General features: G+C 67.7%; 17 protein-coding genes. 11 read left to right on the top strand and 6 right to left on the bottom strand.

Annotated elements, in window-relative coordinates:
• The first annotated feature begins 144 nt into the window (after positions 1-144).
• The 6 genes from J2728_RS06920 to J2728_RS06895 all read left to right on the top strand — a co-directional run bounded on the left by J2728_RS06920 (position 145) and on the right by J2728_RS06895 (position 6,716).
• Positions 145-1,347 carry a glycosyltransferase family 4 protein gene (locus J2728_RS06920; protein ID WP_309997783.1) on the top strand — a complete coding sequence of 401 codons (1,203 nt, stop codon included), beginning with the start codon at positions 145-147 and terminating at the stop codon, positions 1,345-1,347.
• Complete coding sequence (locus tag J2728_RS06915) at positions 1,344-2,351, top strand: flippase-like domain-containing protein (RefSeq protein WP_309997781.1); 1,008 nt, start codon at positions 1,344-1,346, stop codon at positions 2,349-2,351. The genes J2728_RS06920 and J2728_RS06915 overlap by 4 nt, the downstream gene beginning before the upstream one ends.
• 97 nt (positions 2,352-2,448) lie before the next feature.
• Positions 2,449-3,669, top strand: coding sequence for a rhamnogalacturonan acetylesterase (locus tag J2728_RS06910; RefSeq protein WP_309997779.1), 1,221 nt, complete (start codon positions 2,449-2,451; stop codon positions 3,667-3,669).
• Positions 3,659-4,627 (top strand): alpha/beta hydrolase, encoded by a 969-nt coding sequence (locus tag J2728_RS06905; RefSeq protein WP_309997777.1) that lies wholly within the window; start codon positions 3,659-3,661, stop codon positions 4,625-4,627. The genes J2728_RS06910 and J2728_RS06905 overlap by 11 nt, the downstream gene beginning before the upstream one ends.
• Positions 4,624-6,024: a rhamnogalacturonidase gene (locus J2728_RS06900; protein WP_309997775.1), complete on the top strand. Its 1,401-nt coding sequence runs from the start codon at positions 4,624-4,626 to the stop codon at positions 6,022-6,024. The genes J2728_RS06905 and J2728_RS06900 overlap by 4 nt, the downstream gene beginning before the upstream one ends.
• The gene (locus J2728_RS06895) at positions 6,021-6,716 is read left to right on the top strand and encodes a DUF6250 domain-containing protein (protein WP_309997774.1); all 696 of its coding nucleotides are present in this window, start codon (positions 6,021-6,023) and stop codon (positions 6,714-6,716) included. Before J2728_RS06900 ends, J2728_RS06895 begins: the two co-directional genes overlap by 4 nt.
• Positions 6,717-6,790: 74 nt before the next feature.
• On the opposite strand, the gene J2728_RS06890 is transcribed toward J2728_RS06895, so the two are convergent.
• Positions 6,791-10,432, bottom strand: coding sequence for a TonB-dependent receptor (locus J2728_RS06890; protein WP_309997772.1), 3,642 nt, complete (start codon positions 10,430-10,432; stop codon positions 6,791-6,793).
• A 266-nt stretch (positions 10,433-10,698) separates the two neighbouring features.
• Between J2728_RS06890 and J2728_RS06885 the strand changes: the two genes are divergently transcribed.
• Positions 10,699-12,669, top strand: a complete 1,971-nt coding sequence (locus tag J2728_RS06885; protein WP_309997771.1) for a rhamnogalacturonan lyase — start codon at positions 10,699-10,701, stop codon at positions 12,667-12,669.
• The gene (locus J2728_RS06880; RefSeq protein ID WP_309997769.1) at positions 12,666-14,006 is read left to right on the top strand and encodes an oligogalacturonate lyase family protein; all 1,341 of its coding nucleotides are present in this window, start codon (positions 12,666-12,668) and stop codon (positions 14,004-14,006) included. Before J2728_RS06885 ends, J2728_RS06880 begins: the two co-directional genes overlap by 4 nt.
• A 22-nt stretch (positions 14,007-14,028) precedes the next feature.
• On the opposite strand, the gene J2728_RS06875 is transcribed toward J2728_RS06880, so the two are convergent.
• From J2728_RS06875 to J2728_RS06855, 5 genes are read right to left on the bottom strand one after another with little or no spacing between them, the layout of a single operon-like run.
• Complete coding sequence (locus J2728_RS06875) at positions 14,029-15,267, bottom strand: SGNH/GDSL hydrolase family protein (RefSeq protein ID WP_309997768.1); 1,239 nt, start codon at positions 15,265-15,267, stop codon at positions 14,029-14,031.
• Between the two features lie 2 nt (positions 15,268-15,269).
• Positions 15,270-16,049, bottom strand: a complete 780-nt coding sequence (locus J2728_RS06870; protein WP_309997767.1) for a rhamnogalacturonan acetylesterase — start codon at positions 16,047-16,049, stop codon at positions 15,270-15,272.
• Positions 16,046-17,188: an FMN-dependent L-lactate dehydrogenase LldD gene (gene lldD / locus J2728_RS06865; RefSeq protein WP_309997765.1), complete on the bottom strand. Its 1,143-nt coding sequence runs from the start codon at positions 17,186-17,188 to the stop codon at positions 16,046-16,048. The genes J2728_RS06870 and lldD overlap by 4 nt, the downstream gene beginning before the upstream one ends.
• A gap of 4 nt (positions 17,189-17,192) precedes the next feature.
• Positions 17,193-17,954, bottom strand: a complete 762-nt coding sequence (locus tag J2728_RS06860) for an L-rhamnose 1-dehydrogenase Lra1 (protein WP_309997762.1) — start codon at positions 17,952-17,954, stop codon at positions 17,193-17,195.
• A gap of 26 nt (positions 17,955-17,980) precedes the next feature.
• The gene (locus J2728_RS06855) at positions 17,981-18,778 is read right to left on the bottom strand and encodes an IclR family transcriptional regulator (RefSeq protein WP_309997759.1); all 798 of its coding nucleotides are present in this window, start codon (positions 18,776-18,778) and stop codon (positions 17,981-17,983) included.
• Between the two features lie 252 nt (positions 18,779-19,030).
• On the opposite strand from J2728_RS06855, the gene rhmD reads away from it, so the two are divergent.
• From rhmD to J2728_RS06840, 3 genes are read left to right on the top strand one after another with little or no spacing between them, the layout of a single operon-like run.
• Positions 19,031-20,209 carry an L-rhamnonate dehydratase gene (gene rhmD / locus J2728_RS06850; RefSeq protein ID WP_309997758.1) on the top strand — a complete coding sequence of 393 codons (1,179 nt, stop codon included), beginning with the start codon at positions 19,031-19,033 and terminating at the stop codon, positions 20,207-20,209.
• A 21-nt stretch (positions 20,210-20,230) separates the two neighbouring features.
• Positions 20,231-21,094 (top strand): fumarylacetoacetate hydrolase family protein, encoded by an 864-nt coding sequence (locus tag J2728_RS06845; protein WP_309997757.1) that lies wholly within the window; start codon positions 20,231-20,233, stop codon positions 21,092-21,094.
• The gene (locus J2728_RS06840) at positions 21,091-21,843 is read left to right on the top strand and encodes an SDR family NAD(P)-dependent oxidoreductase (RefSeq protein ID WP_309997756.1); all 753 of its coding nucleotides are present in this window, start codon (positions 21,091-21,093) and stop codon (positions 21,841-21,843) included. The genes J2728_RS06845 and J2728_RS06840 overlap by 4 nt, the downstream gene beginning before the upstream one ends.

The following is a 21,843-nucleotide window of genomic DNA, read 5'->3' as shown; positions in this document are numbered from 1 at the left end:
ACCCCATGGTTCAGCTTCGGTTCAGCTTGACCTGAAGATTGTGTGGAGGATCGACGGGCCTCCCCTTCCGGAACCTGAACCATTCCACCATATGGCCATTGTCATAATCGGGTGGGGGCCTCGGACTTAAGACCAGGAGGCGTTGTGCAGCGCGCGGAAAGAACCATTCGTCAGCCCGCTGAGGAAAAGCCCGCCGAAGGCCTGCGCCTCGCCCTTTTCTCCGGTAATTACAACTACACGCGAGACGGCTCGAACCAGGCGCTCAATCGCCTCGCGGCCTATCTGATCGAGGCCGGCGCGACGGTCCGCGTCTATTCCCCGACCACGGACACCCCGGCCTTCGAGCCCGCCGGCGAGCTGGTTTCGGCGCCGTCCGTCGCGATCCCAGGACGTGGCGAGTATCGACTAGCCTTGGGCCTGACGCCCGGACTCAAGGCCGACCTGGCCGCGTTCCAACCGACCCTGGTTCATCTCTCGGCGCCCGATCTTCTCGGCGCTCAGGCCGGCAAGTGGGGGCGCGGCATGGGCTTGCCGGTGGTAGCCAGCCTGCACACGCGCTTCGAGACCTACCTATCCTACTACGGCCTGGAGTGGCTGCGGCCCAGCGCCGAACGCTATCTGGACCGCTTCTATCGGGGCTGCGACCGTGTACTGGCGCCCAACGCGCCGATCGCCGACTTGCTGCGCGAACAGGGGCTGGGCGAGCGGGTGCGGGTCTGGGGGCGCGGCGTTGATCGGAACCGCTTCTCGCCCGAGCGCAAGGATATGGCCTGGCGGCGCTCGCTGGGGATCGCCGACCACGAGATCGTCGTCGCCTTCCTGGGCCGTCTGGTCATGGAGAAGGGCCTCGACGTGCTGGCCGAGACCCTGACCCGGCTGAAGGGTCAACCGATCCGCCCCCTCATCATCGGCGACGGCCCGGCTCGGCCTTTCCTGCATGCGCGGGCCTCGGACGCGATCTTCACCGGCCACCTGGACGGCGACGCCCTGGGCCGCGCCGTCTCCAGCGCCGACATCCTGTTCAACCCCAGCCTGACCGAGGCCTTCGGCAACGCCAGCCTGGAAGGCATGGCTGCGGGGCTGGTGGTGTTGTGCCCTCGCGCGCCCAGCACCAGCGCCCTGATCACCGACGGCCAAGACGGCGTCCTGGCGCCGCGCGCCGACGCCGAAAGCTACGCGAGCGCTATTCGCGGCCTGGTCTCCGAGCCCCTGCGTCGTTTGCGGATCGGTCGCGCGGCCCGCGCTTCCAGCGCGGCCTACGACTGGGGCGCGATCTGTTCGGAGGTGCTGGACGTCTATCGCGAACTCGGAGCGGCTCCGGCCGCTCGCGCCCGCTCGGCCGCATGACCGACAAGAGCGGTAAGCGCGCCGGAGCCGTGAGAGGCTGGCTGCTCACGGCGGGCGTCGCCCTGTTGGCGCTTTTGCTCGCCACGCACGGCGCCGGAGCGGTGCGGCAGATCGTGGCCGAGGTCGGTTGGCAAGCCGTCCTGGTCATCGTCGCGCACCTGCCGGTGACCTTCCTCGCCACCATAGGCTGGCAGGTTCTGCTGCCGCCCGACCGCCGTCCGTCCCTGCCCTTTCTGTTCCGCCTGCGGCTGATCAAGGAGGCGGTCAACGCCCTGCTGCCGGTCGCCCAGGTCGGCGGGGAGGTGGTCCGGGCCAAGCTGGCCGTTCGCAAAGGCTTGAGCCTGGCGGAGAGCACCGCCAGCTGTGTCGTCGATGTTCTGGCTGGGACGGTCGGCTTGGTGCTGTTCGTGCTAACCAGCCTGGCGCTCGCCATGGCCACCCTGCGCGATCCGCTTCTGGCGCAGGCTGGCCTGGCCGTGGTCGGCGTGGTCGCCCTGATCGCGGGATCCTTGTTCATCGCCCACAAGGCCGGCGTCGGTCGGCGCATAGGTCAGTTCTCGCAACGCTGGACCGCGATCCCCAGCCGCGTCGGCGCGCTGGGCGACGCCTTCCGCGATATCGGCGCGCGTCGGAAGGAGATCGGCGCGTCCTGGGCCTGGCATATGGCCGCTTGGCTGGCGGGCGCGTTCGAGACCTATGTCGCCATGTGGGCCCTGGGCCTGCATCCCACCCTTGTTCAGGCCCTGATCGTCGAGGGTCTGGCCCAGACGGCCAAGGTCGTCGGCTTCGCCATCCCCGGCGCCCTTGGCGTGCAGGAAGGCGGCTATCTGCTGCTGGGCGGCGCGTTGGGTCTGTCGCCCGACCAGGCGCTGGCGCTCTCGCTGCTGCGGCGTCTGCGCGAGCTCACCCTGGGAGCCTTGGGCCTGGTCCTGTGGCGGGCGACACGTCCAGAGGCTCCGTCCCTCATTCGCGAGACCCCCGCCACGGCCACCGCCGCCGAGTAACTCCCATATATCAGGACAAAGTCCTGTATTTTGGCATTGAATCCAGACCCCCGCGCCGTTACCAAAAAGGACGGAGTCCGCGCGCGAGGGAGGCGGCATGATCCTGGATCGGCGTACCCTGCTGACGAGCCTCGCGCTCGCGCCCAGCATCGCGCTCGCCAGGGAGGCCGCGTCCGTGTGGACCTTTGATTTCGAGACCCACGACAAACCCTACGACCCGCGCGCGGGCCATGGATGGGAGCCCGGTCCCGGACGGTTGTTCTCCGTGAAGGTTCCAGAGGGCGACTACCGTGTCACCCTGGACCTGGGCGGCGATCAAGCCAGCGAGACGACCGTGAAGGCGGAGGCTCGACGGCTGATGCTGGAGAGCGTGGGCGTCGCCGCCGGCAAGACCGAGACCCGGACCCTCATCGTCAATGTCCGCCGTCCCGACCTCGCCCCGCCGCCGCCCAACGCGCCCGGCGGAACCCACGTGCTGCTCAATGCGCGCGAGGAAGGCAGCTTTGACTGGGACGACAAGCTGACCCTGGAGTTCAGCGGTCCGACCGCCGCCGTCCGCCGGGCGCGCATCGAGCCCGTCACGGTTCCGACCGTGTTCCTGGCCGGCGACTCCACCGTGACCGACCAGCGGTTCGAGCCCGCCGCGGGCTGGGGCCAGATGCTGCCCCGCTTCTTCAAGCCCGAGCTCTCGGTCGCCAACCACGCCGAGTCCGGCGAGACGTTGAAGTCGTTCCTGATCGAGCGACGCCTCGACAAGCTCCTCGCCCAGATCAAGCCTGGGGACTGGCTGCTGATCCAGTTCGGCCACAACGACCAGAAGACCCAGTGGCCGCAATCCTACGCCGAGGCCGCCACCACCTATCGCGACTATCTGCGGGTCTACGCCGCCGAGGCCCGGCGACGCGACGCCAGCCCGGTGTTCGTCACCTCCATGCATCGCCACCGCTTCGACGCGGCCGGCAAGGTGGTCGACACGCTGGGCGACTATCCGAACGCCATGCGCGAGACCGCGCGTGAGCTGAACGCGCCCTTGATCGACTTGCACGCCATGAGCGCCGTCTTCTACGAGGCGCTCGGGCCAAGGGAGGCCTGGAAAGCCTTCAACGACGGCGGCAAGGACCTGACCCATCACAACAACTACGGCGCCTATCAACTGGCGCGTTGCGTGGTCGAGGGGCTCCGCGCGAACGTCCCCGCCCTGGCCGCGCATCTGTCGGCAGACCTGGCGCCGTTCGATCCGGCGCGCCCGCCCCTCCCCGACACCTTCGCCTTGCCGCCCAGCGCGGCCGCCAGCCAGGAAGCGCCTCGTGGCAACTGACACCGACCGCCGCGCCCTGCTTGGCCTCGCCGCTGGCCTGGCGGCTCTGCCCGCCCTCGCCCGCGCCCAGGACGCCCCCTCGTCCATCGAGACCGTCGACCTCTGGCCGGGAGCCCCTCCGGGCGGCGAAAAGGTCACGGTCACCGAGCGGGTGATCCCGCGCACGCCCGGCGGCGATCCGAACGACACCGCGTTCCTGAACGTAACCAAGCCCTGGCTGACGATGCGTCGCCCCGCCAAGCCGAACGGCGCGGCGGTGCTGATGATCCCCGGCGGCGGCTATGTACGCGTGGCCGTGGGCAAGAACGGCGGACCGATCGACGCGTGGCTCGCCAGCCTGGGGATCACCGCCTTCGTCATGGACTATCGCCTGCCCGCCGACGGCTGGGCCGCTGGTCCAGACGTGGCCTTGCAGGACGCCCAGCGCGCCATCCGCCTGATCCGCGCCCGCGCTCCGTCCCTTGGCGTCGATCCCGCCAAGGTCGCGGTGATCGGCTTCTCGGCCGGCGGCCACGTCGCCGCGCGCCTGGCGACCCAGTACGGCCGCGACACCTATGCGGCCGTCGACGACGCCGACAAGCAGTCCACGCGTCCCTTCGCGGCGGGCCTGTTTTATCCGGTGATCACGGGCACGGCGCCCTACGCCCACGGCCAGTCCCTGAAGCAGCTCGTGGGCGCGAACCCCACCGAGGCCCAGCGCCTGGCCATCTCGGCCGAGCGGCATGTGCCGGTCGACGCGCCCCCGACCTTCATCGCCGCGGCCGCCGACGACAAGGTCGTGCCGGTCGAGAACAGCGTGCTGATGTGGCAGGCTCTGCGCGCCAGGAAGATCCCGGTCGAGATGCACCTGCAGGAGGTCGGCGGGCACGGCTTTGGCCTGAAAGGGTCCGATGGCCAAATCGCCCCGAGCATGCTGGCGCTGGACGTCTTCTTCCGACGACACGGCCTCTACGGGTGACGACGCGCGGGTCCGCCCTGGCGACCGAGGCGATCAACGCCGCGATCGTCCACGCCCATGCCCGGGGCGGCGGCGAGGTCGTGCTGCCGGCGGGCCGTCATCTGTCGTTCTCGATCCGGCTGCTCAGCGGGGTCACCCTGCGTCTGGAAGAGGGCTGCGTGCTGGAGGCGGCCGATCCCGCGATCCACGGCGGAGCCTATGATCCAGCCGAGCCTAATCCGCACGATCTTTGGCAAGACTTCGGCCACAGCCATTGGCGCAACAGCCTGATCTGGGGCGAGGACCTGGAGGACGTGGCGATCCTGGGTCCGGGCCGCATCGACGGCGCCGGCCTGACGCGCGAAGGCCCCGGCTCGCGCTGGTCGCGCCAGGCCGGCGAATTCCCGGTCAGCATGGCGGGCCTTTCGGCCGAGGCCATGGCCGAGCTCTCGCCGGCGATCGAGGCCATGACCGGCCTGGGCAACAAGGCCATCGCCCTCAAGCGGGTGAAACGGGCCCGCATCGAGGGCGTGACCATCGTCCGAGGCGGCCATTTCGCGGTACTGGCCACGGGCTGCGAGGACCTGATCCTCCGCAACCTCGTCATCGACACCAATCGCGACGGCCTCGACATCGACGCCTGCCGCGACGTGTTGGTCTCGGGCTGTCGGGTCAATACGCCAAACGACGACGCCATCGTGCTGAAAAGTTCCCTCGCCCTGGGCGAACTCGTCACGACCGAACGGGTGACCATCGAGCGTTGCGCGGTCAGCGGCTTCGATCTGGGAACAATGCTGGACGAGACCTTCGGCCGGACCCAGCAGCTCGCGCCCGACCAGGATCGCGTCACGGGCAGGATCAAGCTGGGCACGGAGTCCAACGGCGGCTTCCGCGACATCGTCATCCGCGACTGCCGCTTCACGCGGTCGCGAGGCCTCGCGCTGGAGGTCGTCGACGGGGGGACGATGGAGAATGTCCTGGCCGAGCGCCTGGTGATGCGGGAGGTCACCACCGCGCCGATCTTCCTGCGCGTGGGCGACCGGCGGCGGGGACCGGAAGGCGCGCCCCTGGGCGCGATGCGCGACATCGTCCTGCGCGACATCGAGGCGACCGATATCCTGCCCGACTACGCCGCCACGATCGCCGGTCTGCCGGACTCGCCGATCACCGACGTGACGCTGTCGAACATTCGCCTGGCCTATCGGGGCGGTGGCTCACCGGCCTGGGCCGAGCGGCGACCTGGCGATCTGCCCGAGGCCTATCCGGAACCCAGCATGTTCGGCCCCTCCCCGGCCCACGGCCTCTGGGCGCGGCACGTGGACGGGCTGACGATCGAGAACCTGTCCATCGAGACCATGGCGCCGGACCCGCGCCCCGAGCGCCTGTTCGAAAACGTCCGCGAGACGGAGACTGGATGATGCTCGACCGCCGCGCCCTTCTGACCGGCTTCGCCGCGACCCCGTTCGCGGACCAGAAGCCCTACACCCGCGAGCAGCGCCTATTCACCGACGACTTCCGCGCGGGCCTGGATCATTGGGCGATCGAGGCGGAAAAGCCCGCGACGGTCGTGGCGCGGGACGGCGTGCTGGATATCGTCACGCCGGCCGGCCTGACCGCATGGTTCAAGCCGGAGCTGATCGGTCCCGTGGCCATCGCCTACCAGGCGCAAGCCGTATCGGCGGGCGGGCCCTATGATCGGGTCAGCGACCTGAACGCCTTCTGGATGGCGCGCGAGGTCGGCGGCGGCTCGCCGCTGGAGCATCCGCGCGGCGGCGCCTTCGCCGAGTACGACACGCTGGAGACCTACTATGTGGGCCAGGGCGGCAACGGGAACACGAGCACCCGCTTCCGCCGCTATGTCGGCCGGCCAGGCGAGCGTCCGCTGCTGCCCAGGCACGATCACGCCTCGCCAGACGAGATGCTGACGCCCAATCGCTGGACGTCCGTGCGCCTGATCGCCGACGGGTCTCGCGTCGAATACTGGAACGATGGGCGGCGACTATTCGATCTGGATGACCCCGCGCCCTACGCGCGCGGTTGGTTCGGCCTGCGGACCACCCAGAGCCATCTGCGCATCCGAGACTTCGCGGTCTTCCGATTGGTTCGGTAACAGCGCCTCCAAGGAAGAAAGCCGGCGCGAGGCGGGGCCTCGGCCGGCTTTTCCAACTCGGGCGTCGGACGCGCCTAGTTCTTGTAGACGAAGCCCACCGCGAGGCGAGCGCCGCCGAACTGGACCGACCAGGGGTTCTTGCGACCCGCGAAGCCAGCCCGATCCGAGCCCACGGTCAGGCGCGCCGCGTTCAGCAGGTTGCGGCCTTCCACATAGAGCTCCAGGTTCGGATTGACCTGCCGCGAAATCTTGGCGTCCAGGTACTCATACTTCTCCGAATAGACCGGCTCGCCCGGGTTGTAGGGGAAGCGCACGAAGTTGCCGACGTTGGTGTTGGGCGAATTGGCGACTGGCGAAGACGCGGTGTTGTTGCACGGCGAGATGCAAAGCAACGTGCGATCGCGGGTCTGATAGGCGATACGCGCCTTGGTCACGCCGTCGTCGTACCAGAACACCAGGTTGGCGAAGTACTTCGACTGGCCGGCCGGATCCAGCGACTCCGCCGTCAACGGGTCGATATAGGCCGCCGCGCCGCCAGACTTGGTCGTCGAGACGTTGAAGTCCACGCCCGTGTGCCTGAGCATCCACGGCAAGCGCGTGAAGGCCGTCCGCGCCACGAACTCCCAGCCGCTCTGAACATAGCCCGGACCATTCAGGTAGGTGTTCAGGCCAAACTCATAGTCGGAGAACTTCTTGTTCGTACCGGGGATCACCTCGTCCACGCCGGTGAACAGAGCCAGGTTCTTCACTGGAACCTCGACCGGCGCGCCGATCCGGACCTTCTGCCGGTAGTAGGCGATGCTGAACGAGGTGTCGCGGTTCGGGTACCACTCCAGGCTCGTGTTGTTCTTGGTCGCCGTGTAGGGCTTCAGGTCGGGATTGCCGACCCGCGTGCAGGTCATGTCCTGCTCGGAGCCGTCCGCGTCGGCGACGCCGTCACGACGTTCGTCATAGGTGCAGGTCCCCGCCGGGAAGAGGCGGTTCAGCGGCGGCGGGGCGATGGTCTTGGCCCACGAATAGCGCAGCACCACCTTGTCCGGGATCATCCACAGCGCGGCGTTGTAGGCCGGCATCCACGAGGTGTACTCGCGGTTCAGCGAAACCGGCTTGGTGATCGTGGTGGTCGTGACGCCGTTCGCGTTCGTCGGATCATTCGGATTGAACTGCGGCGTCTTGAGCGTGGCTGACAGGCCGACATAGCCCGAGCCGGAAACCTCGGTCTTCAGCATCCGCATGCCAAGGTTGCCATTCAGCTCCATGTCGAAGGGCAACTGCTGCTCGAACTCGGCCATCCAGTACCAAGAATAGTACTTCTCGAGCGCCTTGTTGACGGGCTGGTCATAGACCTTGCCGTCGCTGCCCTTGCAGGACTTCACGCAGTCGAAGTTGTAGTTCTGGGCGGCCGCCAGCTGGCTGAAGGCCGCGGGAACATTGATGCTGTCCCACACCTTCAGGCCCTTGGTGCCCTCGTACCCCTTCATGAAGGGGCCGGAGTTGTCCTGAAGGCTGCTCTGGAAGATCGAGATCAGCTGATCGCGCGGCAGGGTCTCGACGCCGTAGAGGAAATTGCTGCCCGTGGTCGGGTTCGGAGCATAGCCGTAGACGCAAGCGTTGGTGGCCGTGGTGCTGGCGACGTTCTCGCACGCGCGGACGTCGCTGCGCAGGGCCATCGTCGGCACGAAGACCCCCGCCGTGGGCGAATAGCCGCCCGCGCCCCAGGAGTTGGTGGTGGCCTCGCGATAGAAGCCGCCGACCTTGAAGCGCGTGAAGAACGGCAGCTTGTCATCGACCAGATAGCTGACGTCGAGCTTGTACTGGTCCTCGCCGCTCTCGACGAGCCGGGGGTTCCACTGCAGGCGATAGGCGGTGCTGTACCTGGGCTGACCAGCGGCTGTCGGGGCCAGCATCTGTACGAAGTTGGCCATGTTGGTCTCGTCGTACGAGGCCGGCGTGTCGATGGTCCAGATCCCGTTTTCCAGCACGCGCATGGTCGCGTTGCCGTAGATGTAGCTGCGCGACAGGCGACGGTCGTAGCGCGAATAGTCCGACTCGGTGCGGCCGCCGCGGAATTCGACCTTCAGCGGACCGTTGTCGTAGTCGGCGCCGTAGGTGAGGTAGTTCGTCTTCCAGTCCTGGGTGTTCTCGATGTGGTCGATGCTCACCGCGGCGTTGGTGATGTCGAACGAGGTCAGGTGGTGGGCCTCGTCGACCTTGACCGAACCCGGAATGACGTTGGCGGCGACGCCGTAGGTCGGGAATGAGTTGTTGGTCACCACCGAGCCAGGCGTCGTGTCGATCGTCGTCACGCCGGTCGGGAAGCCAGGGCCGTAGATGTAGTAGCCCGAGTTCGGCACGGCGGCGAGCGGGTTGGGCGTCCCCGCCGAGTAGAAGTTGTTGGTGAGCAAGGGTGAAGTGACCGAGCCCACGGTGGCCACGCCTAGAGAGGTGATGCCGCCCCGCGTGCGCTGGCGGTTGTTCTCATCCTGCCTGCGATTGGTCACCTGATACTTGGCGAAGACCGTCAGGTTGTCGCTGACGCGATAGTCGAGGCGCATGTCCCAGGCGAGACGATTTTCATACTGCGACCAGTTCTGGTCCCGGACCAGATTGGGCGTGTAGTCGTTCCACTGGTTGAGACAGCTGATCTGCGAGTTGATGATCGCCGCCTGCGCGGCTTGGCGGTTGGCGTTGTTGCTGCCCGCCGAGATGGTGTTGAGCTGCGCGTCGGTGAGCAGCGGGAACGCCGCGAGACAGTCGGCCTTGCTCTTGGCGTTCGCCGACTTTGTCACCACCTCCAGCGGGGTCGGCGCATTGAAGTTTCCGCCGCCGCCCGCCAGCGCCCAGGAGCCGATCGGTGTGCTCGCGTCCGGACCGCCGGTGGCGGCGGGGTTGTAGCTCCAGGTCTTGTCCGGCGAATTGTCGAAGTCCGCGAAGCGCGTGTAGCCCTGCAGGTTGTTGGACCCGCCGTTGTTCAGGGCGTGGCTGTCGTTGTAGCGCTTGGTCGAGTTCAGATTGACGATCACGCCCAGGCGGTCGTCGAAGAACTTGCGCGTGCCGACGAAGCCAATCTCGGGCGAAGCCTTCTTGGACAGAGTGTTACCAGCGGCCGCGCCGCGCAGCGACAGGAACGGCTTCTTGAAGTCTAGACCGGTGCGGGTCTGGATCTGGACGGTCGCGCCCAGACCGCCCGGCGTCATGTCGGCGGTCTGGCCCTTGATGACGTCGAGGCTCTTGATCATCTCCGCCGGCAGTTCGCGCATGTCGGACGAACGGCCATCGCCGCCGCCCGCGGCGAGGCTGAAGCCAGAGGCGGCGACACCCATGCCGTCCATCTCGACGCGGGTCAGGTCCGCGCCATTGCCGCGAATGACGACGCCATCGCCCTCGCCGAAGCCGTTCCGTTCGATGGCGACGCCGGCGATGCGCGACATGGCTTCGTTGACGTTGCTGTCCGGGAACGAGCCGACGTCGTCGGCGACGATGGAGTCCTGCGCGGTCTTGCTGCGCTTCTTGCGCTGGATCGAGGACTGCTGCGAGGCTCGGGCGCCAACCACGATCACCTCGACGGTATTCGTGTCGTTGATCTCGGCGTTGCCGTCGGCCGTGGCGGGCGCGGTCTGGGCTTGAACCTGATCGGTCAGAGCCAGTCCGGCGCTCAGCGCTAGAATCGAAGCCGTAGCGGCGGCCGCGCGACGACGCGCCATGGTGAAGTGCATGGTGTCCCTCCCTCTTAACCCCGAAACCCTCGTCCCCCGGGGGTCTCGATCGGCCGTCACGCGGCGAGCTTCAGCTGGCTCACACAACGGCTCATTCTTGGGATAAATGGGTAAGTGCCATATGTTGAGATGTCAACGCAATTTATGGGAAGACATAACAAGGGTTTCGTGGTGTAACCGGCGATGGTCCAACACAGCCGAAACGACTGATCAGAAGCCGCCTTCCAGGGCGGCCCAGGGCCGGCGTAGAGCTTAAGGGAGGTCCCATGCGGATGGTTCTCCGCGGGAGAAAGCAGCTCTGGGCGGGCGTCTGCGGCCTGGCCCTAGTCTGCGACGCCAGCGTGGCGCGAGCCGAGCCGCGCTGGATGGAATCGCTGGATCGCGGCGTCGTCGCCGCTCCGGCCGTCGACGGAGGCGTCCTCGTGAGCTGGCGCCTGCTGGGCGACGATCCCACGAACACGGCGTTCAATGTCTATCGCGACGGGCGAAAGCTGAACGCCAAGCCCCTGACGGGTGGCGCGAACTTCATCGACAACACGCCCGGCGATGGAACCTACACGGTCCGCGCGGTTCACAAGGGCAAGGAAGGCCCCGCCAGCGCGCCCGCCAAGGTCTGGGCGGAAGGCTATCTCTCGGTCCCGATCGAGCCTCCGCCGGCGGGCGTCACGCCGACCGGCGAGGCCTATTCCTACACCGCCAATGACGCCAGCGTCGGCGACCTGGACGGCGACGGACGCTACGAGATCGTTCTGAAGTGGGACCCGACCAACTCGAAGGACAACGCCTTCGGCGGCTACACGGGAAACGTCTATCTCGACGCCTTAACGCTGGAGGGCAAGCGGCTGTGGCGCATCGACCTGGGCCGCTACATCCGCGCCGGCGCGCACTACACCCAGTTCCAGGTCTATGACTACGACGGCGACGGCAAGGCCGAGATCGCCGTCCGGGCCAGCGACGGGGCGGTCGACGGGACCGGCAAGGTGTTGGGCGATCCAAACGCCGACTGGCGCGAGGCCGGCGGCGAGCGGCCCCAGGCGGACCGCACCGGCGCCTTCATCCAACCGGACGGGACCAAGGTCGCCAAGGTCCAAGGCCGCATTCTCAGGGGCCCCGAATTCCTGACCGTCTTCGAGGGCGCGACGGGCAAGGCGCTCGCCAGCGCCCCCTACTCGCCCCCCCGCGACCCGCGCACGGACGCGCCTAGCGTCGAGCAGATGACGGAAGTCTGGGGCGACGGCTATGGCAACCGCTCGGATCGCTTCCTGGCGGGCACGGCGTATCTGGATGGCCAGCGGCCCAGCATCATCATGGCCCGCGGCTACTACGGCCGCTCGACCATCGCCGCCTGGGACTATCGCGACGGCGAGCTGACGCAGCGCTGGCTGTTCGACAGCGCCGCGCCCGGCAACGAAGTGTTCGGCGGCCAAGGCAACCATCAGCTCGGCGTCGCCGACGTCGACGGCGACGGCCGGGACGAGATCCTCTACGGCGCGATGGCGATCGACGACGATGGCAAGGGGCTATGGAGCGCTCGCCTGTTCCATGGCGACGCGATGCACGTCGGCGACCTGGACCCCGCCCATCCGGGGCTCGAGAAATTCGGCGTGCACGAAAGCCCGAAGGCGAACGGCGGGATCGGCGCGGCCATGCTGGACGCCAAGACCGGCGAGGTCCTGTGGAGCACGCCGACGGATAAGGACACCGGCCGAGGCCTCGCCGCCGATATCGATCCGCGCTTCCCCGGCGCCGAGGCCTGGGGCTCGAACCAGGAGGCGCTCCACACCGCCCAGGGCAAGGTCATCGAGGGCGTGAAGCATCCACGCCAGACCAACTTCGCGATCTGGTGGGACGGCGACGAGCTGCGCGAGTTGCTCGACAAGAACCAGATCAGCAAGTGGGACTGGAAGACCGGCCAGGCCACGCCGCTGCTGACCGCCGAGGGCGTGACCTCGAACAACGGCACGAAAGCCACGCCAACGCTGTCGGCTGATATCCTGGGCGACTGGCGCGAGGAAGTGATCTGGCGCGCCGAGGACAACCGGTCCCTGCGAATCTACGCGACGCCCTATCCGACCGAGCGCCGGCTGGTGACGCTGATGCATGATCCGCAGTACCGCGTCTCGATCGCCTGGCAGAACACCGCCTACAACCAGCCGCCGCACACCAGCTTCCATCTCGGCGCGGGCATGAAGACGCCCAAGCCGGCCTCCATCGTCACACGCAAGGCCTCACAATGAAGTCGTTTCTGATTGGCGGCGCGGCCGCCCTGCTCTTGTCGGGCTTGGCGCACGCTCAAGACATGCAAACCCTGGCCAAGCCTGGCGAGCCGGAACCGCCGCTGGAGTGGGTCGACAAGGCCACCGGCCACCGGGTCGTGCGTCTGTCGCGCGAGGCCGGCAGCTCCAGCCTGTACTTCAACTACAACGGCTATACGCCAAAGGGCGATCGCCTGGTCTTCTCGACCCCGACCGGCATCACGGCCATGGACCTGAAGACGCGGGCCCTGACCAGGATCGTCGAGGGCAAGGTCAAGCTGCTCTTCGTCGGCCGCAAGACCGGCGCGGTCTATTACGAGAAGGCGCTGTCCGCCGATCCCATGGGGCCCAAGGTGATCATGGCGACCGATCCTTACACCAAGGCCACGCGCGAGGTCGCCAAGATGGATCGCGGCGGCTTGCAGACCCTGAACGCCGACGAGACCCTGCTGGCCGGCGTCGCGGTGCGCACGGACACGCCGATCCCGCCGAACCTGGCCGACGCCCTGCCCAAGAACCCCGACGACGTCAAAAGCGCCGACGGCAAGGAGCTGTCCTACGCCGAGGGCCGCGAGGTGCAGCTGAACGCGCGCCTGGACAGCCGCATCCCGATGGAGATCTTCACGATCAACACGGTCACCGGCGAACGCAAGGTCGTCCACCAAGCCACCGACTGGCTGAACCACCTGCAGTTCTCGCCCACCGATCCGGGACTCCTGATGTTCTGCCACGAAGGTCCGTGGCACAAGGTCGACCGGCTTTGGCTGGTGCGGACCGACAAGGCCCCCAATGACCCGGGCAATAAGCCGGTGAAGATCCACACCCGGACGATGAACATGGAGATCGCGGGCCACGAGTGGTTCAGCGCCGACGGCAAGACGGTCTGGTACGACCTGCAGACCCCGCGCGGCGAGGACTTCTGGGTCGCCGGCTACGAGGTCGCCACCGGCAAGCGCACCTGGATGCACGTCCAGCGCAACGACTGGTCCGTGCACTTCAACTCATCGCCGGACGGCAAGCTGTTCGCCGGCGACGGCGGCGACAGCGAGATGGTCGCCCACGCGCCGGACGGCAAATGGATCGTGCTGCTGAAGCCCCGCGCCATTCCGGACGTCGCGGGCATCCACGCGCCGGGCGCCGAGCACCTGATCAGACCTGGGGTGCTCGACTCCGAGCGCCTGGTCGACATGCGCGGCCACGACTACCGCCTGGAGCCGAACGTCAACTTCACCCCGGACGGCCAGTGGCTGGTGTTCCGCTCGAACATGCACGGCGGCAACCAGGTCTACGCCGTCGAGATCGCCAAGGCGCGGCCCTGAGGGCCGCGACCTCGGGGCTGGACTATCGGGCGCCGAACAGCGCCTGGTCCGCGACCTCGGCCATGCGCGCGTACCCCGCATCGCCCGGATGCAGGAAGTCGCCGCTGTGCAGGCCCTCCAGCATCCGCGTCGGCTTGGCCGGGTCCTTCATCGCCGCGTCGAAGTCGATGACGCCATCGAACTCGCCGCTGGTCCGGATCCAGGCGTTGACGGCTTGGCGCGTCGCCTCGCCGGCGGCGTGGAAGTACATCGCGCCCTCGAACGGCAAAAGCGTCCCGCCATGGATCTTCACGCCCCGCGCGTGCGCTCGGGCGATCAGCTGGCGATAGCCGGCGATCAGCTCGTCGGCGGTGATCGCCTCGCTGGCGTAGCCGGGCTGGGCGGGACGGCCGATGTCGTTGATGCCTTCCAGCAAGACCACGCTCGATAGGCCCGGGATCGACAGCACGTCGCGATCGAAGCGGGCCAGGGCGCTGGGGCCGGAGCCTTCGCGCAGCACGCGGCCGCCGCTGATCCCGGCATTGGCCACGCCGATATCGATACCGCGCGCGGCGATCCGCGCCGCCAACTGTTCCGGCCAGCCCATGTCGGCGTCCGGCGTCGAGCGCGCGCCCTCGGTGATGGAGTCGCCGATGGCCACGATCACGGGCCTTTGGCTGGCGCCCCGCACCTCGACGCCAGAAACAAGGCCAGGGCCGCGCAGCGCTTGCTCGCCGGGGACCTCGCGCTTGCCGGCGTGGTTGCCTGGCGGCGAGACGAACAAGCGCAGGCGGTGTCCAGCCGGAACGGTCGGCTCGACATAGAAGGTCGAGACCGACAGATGGTCCATGGCCTTGACCGGCAGAGCGATCGGATCGCTCAGCAGCGGCGCGCCAGGCGGCATCGAAGCCTCGGACTTTCCGCCGAAAGTGACGGGAATGGGCGAGCCTTTGAGCTTTCCGTCGGCGTCCGCGAGCGCGACGGTCATCGCGCCGACCTTCAGGCTCCGTTCGCTCAGTTCGTTGGTCAGCCTGAGGCGCACGGCGTCGCCGCCGAGATTGAGCCTGACGACCTGACGGACCGTCGCGTCGGTGAAGGCCCGCGCCTCATTGGGCCGCGCGACCGCCGCCGCCGGCAGCGGCGCGATGAACCAGGCCGTCGACCAAGTGGACAGCGGCGCGCCGGTGACGGCGGGCTTGAGCTTCGGCGCGGCGATGACGGGGCTGGCGGTCAGAACGGCCGCGATGGCCGCCAAGGCCAGACAGGCGCGTGGGCGTTTCATGATCAGTCTCCCGGACAGTTGGGGCCGCCCAGACGCGGCTGTCCGGCGACCGACGCCGGACGGACATGGCGCGAGATCGGCGGCTTCAGGCTCGCCAGTCGCGTGGCGACCAGCGCCGCGGCGAGGCGAGCGCCCCCCTCGTTGATGTGGGTGTCATCGCTGATCCCCTCGGGGTAGCGCCCGACATGGTCATAAGGTTGGTAGAACAGATAGAGCCCGCGCGAGGCCAGCATCCCCCTCGCCTTCAGCGCCGCCATCATGTCGCCGTTCAAGTCGACGAGCGGAACCTCGAGGTCCTTGGCCACCCGACGGATGGTCGCCGCGTAAGGACCATGGGCGTCCTTGGGCTCGCCATTCTCCCACATCCAGCGGGCGATCGGCGTCACCAGCACCGGCGTCGCCTTGGCCGCGCGGACCTCGGTCACGAAACGGCGGAGATTGACCTCGTAAGCGCCGTTCGGATCGGTGTGGCGCTCCATCTTCTTGGTGTCGGCGTCGTTGTGGCCGAACTGGATCAGCACCGTGTCGCCGGAGCGGAGCTGGGCGACCAACTGGTCCCAGAGGCCCTCCTCGATGAAGGTCTTGGTCGAGCGGCCGCCGCGCGCCAGGTTGACGACCTGGACGCTCGCGTCCAGCGAGCACTTCAGCACCATCCCCCAGCCCATCTGGGGATACCGCTCGGCGCCATAGTTGGCCGCCGTGGAGTCGCTGGCGATGACGATCCTGGGCGGCGGCGATTGAGGAACGCCGAGCGCGGCGGCCACGACCAGCGCGGCGATCAAGATTTCAGGTCCGCCAGGATGGATCGGTCGATGCTGGCGACGTCGCGCACGCCCGTCAGGGCCATGGCCACGCGCATCTCCTTCTCGATCAGGTCCAGCAGCTGGGTGACGCCCGCTTCGCCGCGCGCGGCCAGGGCGTAGACGAAGGCCCGCCCAAGCAGGACGCCCTTAGCGCCCAGCGCCAGCATCCGAACCACGTCGAGGCCCGAGCGAACCCCGCTGTCGGCCAGGACGGTCAGGCGGTCGCCCACCGCGTCGGCGATCGCCGGCAAGGCGCGGGCGCTGGACAGAACCCCGTCCAGCTGCCGGCCGCCATGGTTGGAGACCACGACGCCGTCCGCGCCGATATCGGCGGCGGCCTTGGCGTCCTCGGGATCAAGCACGCCCTTGATGATCAGCGGGCCTTTCCAGAGGTCGCGGATCCACTCCAGGTCCTTCCACTGGATGGACGGGTCGAAGTTGGCCCCCAGCCAGCCCATGAAGTCCTCGAGCCCGGAGTTCTCGCCCAGCACCGGCGCGACATTGCCCAGGGTGTGGGGACGCCCCATCACGCCGACGTCCCAGGCCCAGGACGGCTTGAACATCGCCTGGGCTATGCGCCGCGCCGCCGCGTTCGGGCCACTCATGCCCGAATGGGCGTCGCGATAGCGGGCCCCGGGCACGGGCATGTCGACCGTGAAGACCAGGGCCGTGGCGCCGGCCTCTCGCGCCCGGATCAGCAGGTCGCGCATGAAGGCGCGGTCACGCAAGACATAGAGCTGGAACCAGATCGGCGCGGAAGACGCCTTGCTGACCTCGTCGACATCGCAGACCGAGACCGTCGACAGGCAGAACGGAACACCCTTCTTGGCGGCGGCCCGAGCGGCCTGGCACTCGCCGCGCCGCGCGTACATGCCCGTCAGACCCACCGGCGCCAGGGCGACCGGCAGGGCTTGCTTGACGCCGAACAGGGTGGTCGAGGGATCGCCGGCCGAGACGTCCTTCAGCACCCGCTGGCGCAGGGCGATGTCGGCCAGATCCGAGACGTTGCGGCCCAGGGTCCGTTCGGCATAGGCGCCGCCGTCGATATAGTCGAACAGGAAGCGCGGCAGCTTGCGCCGCGCCGCCTCGCGAAAATCGGTCGTGGATGAAACGATCATCAGCCTACTGCAGGTTCACGAAAGCGCCGCCGTCGACCAGCAGCGCCGCGCCGGTGACATACTTGGCGAGGTCCGAGGCCAGGAACACGATGGGCCCGGCCAAGTCGTCGGGCTCGCCCAGACGGCCCAGCGGAATGCGGCCGCTCATGTATTCGCGCTTGGCGACGTCGGCGAGGTCTTCCTTGTTGATCGCAGTCTCGATGGTGCCCGGCAGCACCGAGTTACAGCGGATGCCGTGCTTGCCCAGCGCGATGGCCGTCGACTGCATCAGGCTGTGCACGCCGGCCTTGGTCGGGGTGTAGTGGGTCTGCATGCCGCCGCCGACCAGGGCGCTGATCGAGCTGACGGCGATGATCGCGCCGCCGTGGCCTTGGCGGACCATCTGATTGGCCGCCGCCTGCACCATGTAGTAGGCGCCGAACAGGTTCACCTTCATCGTCCGCTCCATGACCTCGGGCGGCATGTCCAGGAAGGCGTGGAAGGGGCAGATACCGGCGTTGTTGACGAAGACGTCGACCTTGCCGAACGCATCGACCGCGGCTTGAACGAAGGTCGCGGCGGTCTCGACCTCGGCCACGTCGCCTTTCACGGCGATGGCGCGACGGCCCAGAGCCTCGATCTCGCGCACGGCGTCGGCCGCGCCCGCTTCATCGGAGTGGTAGTTGATGGCGACGTCCGCGCCGTGCCGCGCGCAGCCGATCGCGGCGGCCTTGCCGATCCCCTGCGAGGCGCCGGTCACCAGCACCACCTTGTCCTTCAGAAGCATCGTTTCTCCACTCCGTTACAGTCCGCCTAGCTTTTGCCGACGGTTCTCTTGCCGTTCCAGCCCAGGTCGCGGCCGATGGCGTCGGCGGTGTCGCGCACGTCGTCGACCAGCGCCTTCATGCGGTCATCGTCCATGTACTGGGCCGCGCCCGACACGCTGATCGCGCCGACGATCTGACCCGAGGGGCCGCGGATCGGCGCGGCGACGCAGCGGATGCGGTCCTCGTTCTCCTCGAGGTCGAAGGCCACGCCGCGCTTGGCGTAGTCTCGCATCCAGTCGATCCACTGGGCTTCATCGGGCGCGCCTGGGGCTGGCGCGCCTTCCGAGCGATAGAGCGCGCGCCAACGGTCCTCGACCTCGTCCAACACCAGAGCCTTGCCCAGACCCGTCGAGCGGATCGGCTGGCGATCACCGACGCGCGAGCTGATGTTGATCCGACGCCGGCCGGTCAGCTTGTCGAGATAGAGCGCCCGCCCGTCGTCGAGCACGCCCAGGTGCACGGTGTCCTCGGTGTCTTCCCAGAGCTTCTCGAGATGTGGCCGGGCGATCCGCGGCAGGTCCATCTGCTGGCTGGCCAGATAGCCCAGCTCCAGGAGCTTCGAGCCAAGGCTGTAGCCCTCGCGCGGCGCCTGCGACAGGAACCGGCGCTCGACCAGGGCGGTGGCCAAGCGATGGGTCGTGCTGCGGGTGAGGCCCAACTGCTTGGCGAGCGCCGGCAGGGCGATGGTTCCGGACTCGGCGACCACGTCCAGAAGGTCGAGGCCCCGAAACAGGGTCTGACTACCGCTGGGAGACTTCGGCGCCGTTTTATCGCCCTCCGCCATTGTCTCCGGTCCCCTTGACGCTCGTTTCATTTTATAGCACTACCTCTCATATTGTGGAACGCAAGGCAAGCGGGCGCTCGGCGACTCTTCTCGCCGACGAGCCAGATGAACCGATAGCGTGTCATAGGTTGTGTTGGGGAGGTAGGCGCGGCCAAACCGCGCCGAGTCTTGTCGAAATGTTCGGCGGGAGAGCCTTCCTTGTCTCGGGTGTCGTCTAGGGCGACCGCCCATTAGGTTGGAGCCTCGTCGTCCATGGCGTTCCCCGTCATCAAACACGTCCGCGCCTTCGTCGTCCGAGGGGGCGGCGCCGACTATCATGATCAGGGCGCGGGTCACTGGATCGACGATCACATCGCCACGCCGATGTCGCGCTATCCCCAGTACCGTCAAAGCCGCCAATCGTTCGGCATCAACGTGCTGGGCACGCTGGTCGTCGAGATCGAGGCCGCCGACGGCACGATCGGCTTCGCGGTGACCACCGGCGGCGAACCGGCCGCCTACATCGTCGAAAAGCACCTCTCCCGCTTCCTGGAAGGCCGCGACCCGACCGAGGTCGAGAAGATCTGGGACCAGATGTACTTCTCGACCCAGTACTACGGCCGCAAAGGCCTGGTGGTGAACGCCATCTCGGGCGTCGACCTGGCTCTCTACGACCTTCTCGGCAAGCTGCGCCAAGAACCCGTCTACGCCCTGCTGGGCGGCAAGGTCCGCGACGAGCTGACCTTCTACGCGACCGGCGCGCGCCCGGACCTCGCCAAGCAGATGGGCTTCATCGGCGGCAAGATGCCCCTGCACCACGGCCCCGCCGAGGGCGAGGAAGGCCTGCGCAAGAACATCGAAGAGCTGGCCACGATGCGCGAGCGTTGCGGCGAGGACTTCTGGCTGATGTTCGACTGCTGGATGTCGCTGGACCTCAACTACGCCACCAGGCTGGCCCACAAGGCCCATGAGCATGGCCTGAAGTGGATCGAGGAAGCGCTCAGCCCCGACGACTACTGGGGCTATCGCGACCTGAAGAAGAACGCGCCCCCCGGGATGCTGGTCACCACCGGCGAGCACGAAGCCACCCGCTGGGGCTTCCGCATGCTGCTGGAGATGGAGTGCTGCGACATCATCCAGCCGGACGTGGGCTGGTGCGGCGGCGTCACCGAGCTGATCAAGATCGCCAACCTGGCCGACAGCAAGGGCGTGATGATGATCCCGCACGGCTCGTCCGTCTACAGCTACCACTTCGTCATCACGCGCCACAACAGCCCGTTCGCGGAGTTCCTGATGATGGCTCCGAAGGCCGACGAGGTGGTGCCGATGTTCCACCCGCAGCTGATCGGCGAACCCGTGCCGGTGAACGGCAAGCTCAAGCTTTCCGACGCGCCGGGCTTCGGCGTCGAACTCAATCGCGAGGTCGGTCTGCACCGGCCTTACGTCCGCTAGTCCTCCCTCAAGGCGAGACCTATGAAACTGCTCCGCTACGGCCCCAAGGGCTCCGAAAAGCCTGGCCTCCTCGACGCCGACGGCAAGATCCGCGACCTGTCGGCTCACGTGTCCGACATCACCGGCGCCCAGCTGTCGCCCGCCAGCCTGAACGCGCTAGCCGCGATCGACCCGACCACCCTGCCCCTCGTCGAGGGCGCGCCCCGCTATGGCTGCCCGGTCGCCGGAGTCAGCAAGTTCATCGCCGTGGGCCTGAACTTCGCCGACCACGCCGCGGAGTCGAACCTGCCGATCCCCGAAGTGCCGGTGATCTTCACCAAGGCCGTCAGCTGCATCCAGGGCCCGAACGACCCGGTCATGCTGCCCAAGGGCGCGCTGAAGACCGACTGGGAAGTCGAACTGGGCGTCGTGATCGGTTCGCGCGCCCGCTACATCTCCGAAGCCGAGGCGCTGGGCTATGTCGCCGGCTACGTGCTGATCAACGACGTCTCCGAGCGCGCCTTCCAGATCGAGCGCGGCGGCACCTGGGACAAGGGCAAGGGCTGCGACACCTTCGGCCCGATCGGCCCCTGGCTGGTGACCTCGGACGAGGTCGGCGACCCGCAGAACCTCGGCATGTGGCTGGAGGTCAACGGCCAGCGCAAGCAGGACGGCTCGTCCAAGACCATGATCTTCCCGATCAGCAAGCTGGTCTCGTACATCAGCGAATTCATGACGCTGGAGCCGGGCGATCTGATCACCACCGGGACCCCGCCCGGCGTGGGCATGGGGCAGAAGCCCGAGCCCGTCTATCTGAAGGCCGGCGACGAGATGCGCCTCGGCATCGAGAAGCTGGGCGAGCAGCGCCAGATCGTCGTTTCCTGGACCAAGGAAGGCGTCGCGTGAGCACCGTCTACGCCAATCGCTTTTCTGGCCGCACGGCCGTCGTCACCGGTGGGGCCTCGGGTCTCGGCAAGGCGGTCGCGGCCCGGATCATCGCCGAGGGCGGCCAGGTCTCGCTGTGGGACCTCCATGCGGAAGCCCTGACGGCCACCGCCGAGGAGATCGGCGCGAGCCACGCCGTGGCGCTCGACGTCTCCAACGAAGCCGCCGTCCTGGCCGCCGCCCAAGCGGCCAACGCCGCGCTGGGTCGGATCGACATCCTGATCGCTTCGGCCGGGATCACCGGCGCCACGGCAACCGTGTACGAGTATCCAACCGACAGCTGGAAGCGCGTGTTCGACATCAACGTCAACGGCGTCTTCTACAGCTGCAAGGCCGTCGTGCCGTTCATGCTGACGAACGGCTACGGCCGAATCGTCAACGTCGCCTCGGTGGCGGGCAAGGAGGGCAATCCCAACGCCGGCGCCTATTCGGCGTCGAAGGCGGCGGTGATCGGCCTGACCAAGTCGCTGGGCAAGGAGCTGGCCACCAAGGGCGTGATCGCCAACAGCATCACCCCGGCCACCTTCGAAAGCCCGATCCTGGAACAGCTTCCGCCGAGCCAGGTCGAGTACATGAAGGGCAAGATCCCGATGGGCCGCCTCGGCGAAGTCCACGAGAGCGCCGCCATGGTCTGCTTCATGGCGTCGGAGGAGTGCAGCTTCACCACCGCCGCGACCTTCGACACCTCCGGCGGCCGGACCACGTTCTAG

This window comes from Caulobacter segnis (assembly GCF_031454995.1).
Classification (GTDB): Bacteria; Pseudomonadota; Alphaproteobacteria; order Caulobacterales; family Caulobacteraceae; genus Caulobacter; species Caulobacter segnis_E.
This window is presented reverse-complemented; position numbering and strand designations above follow the sequence as displayed.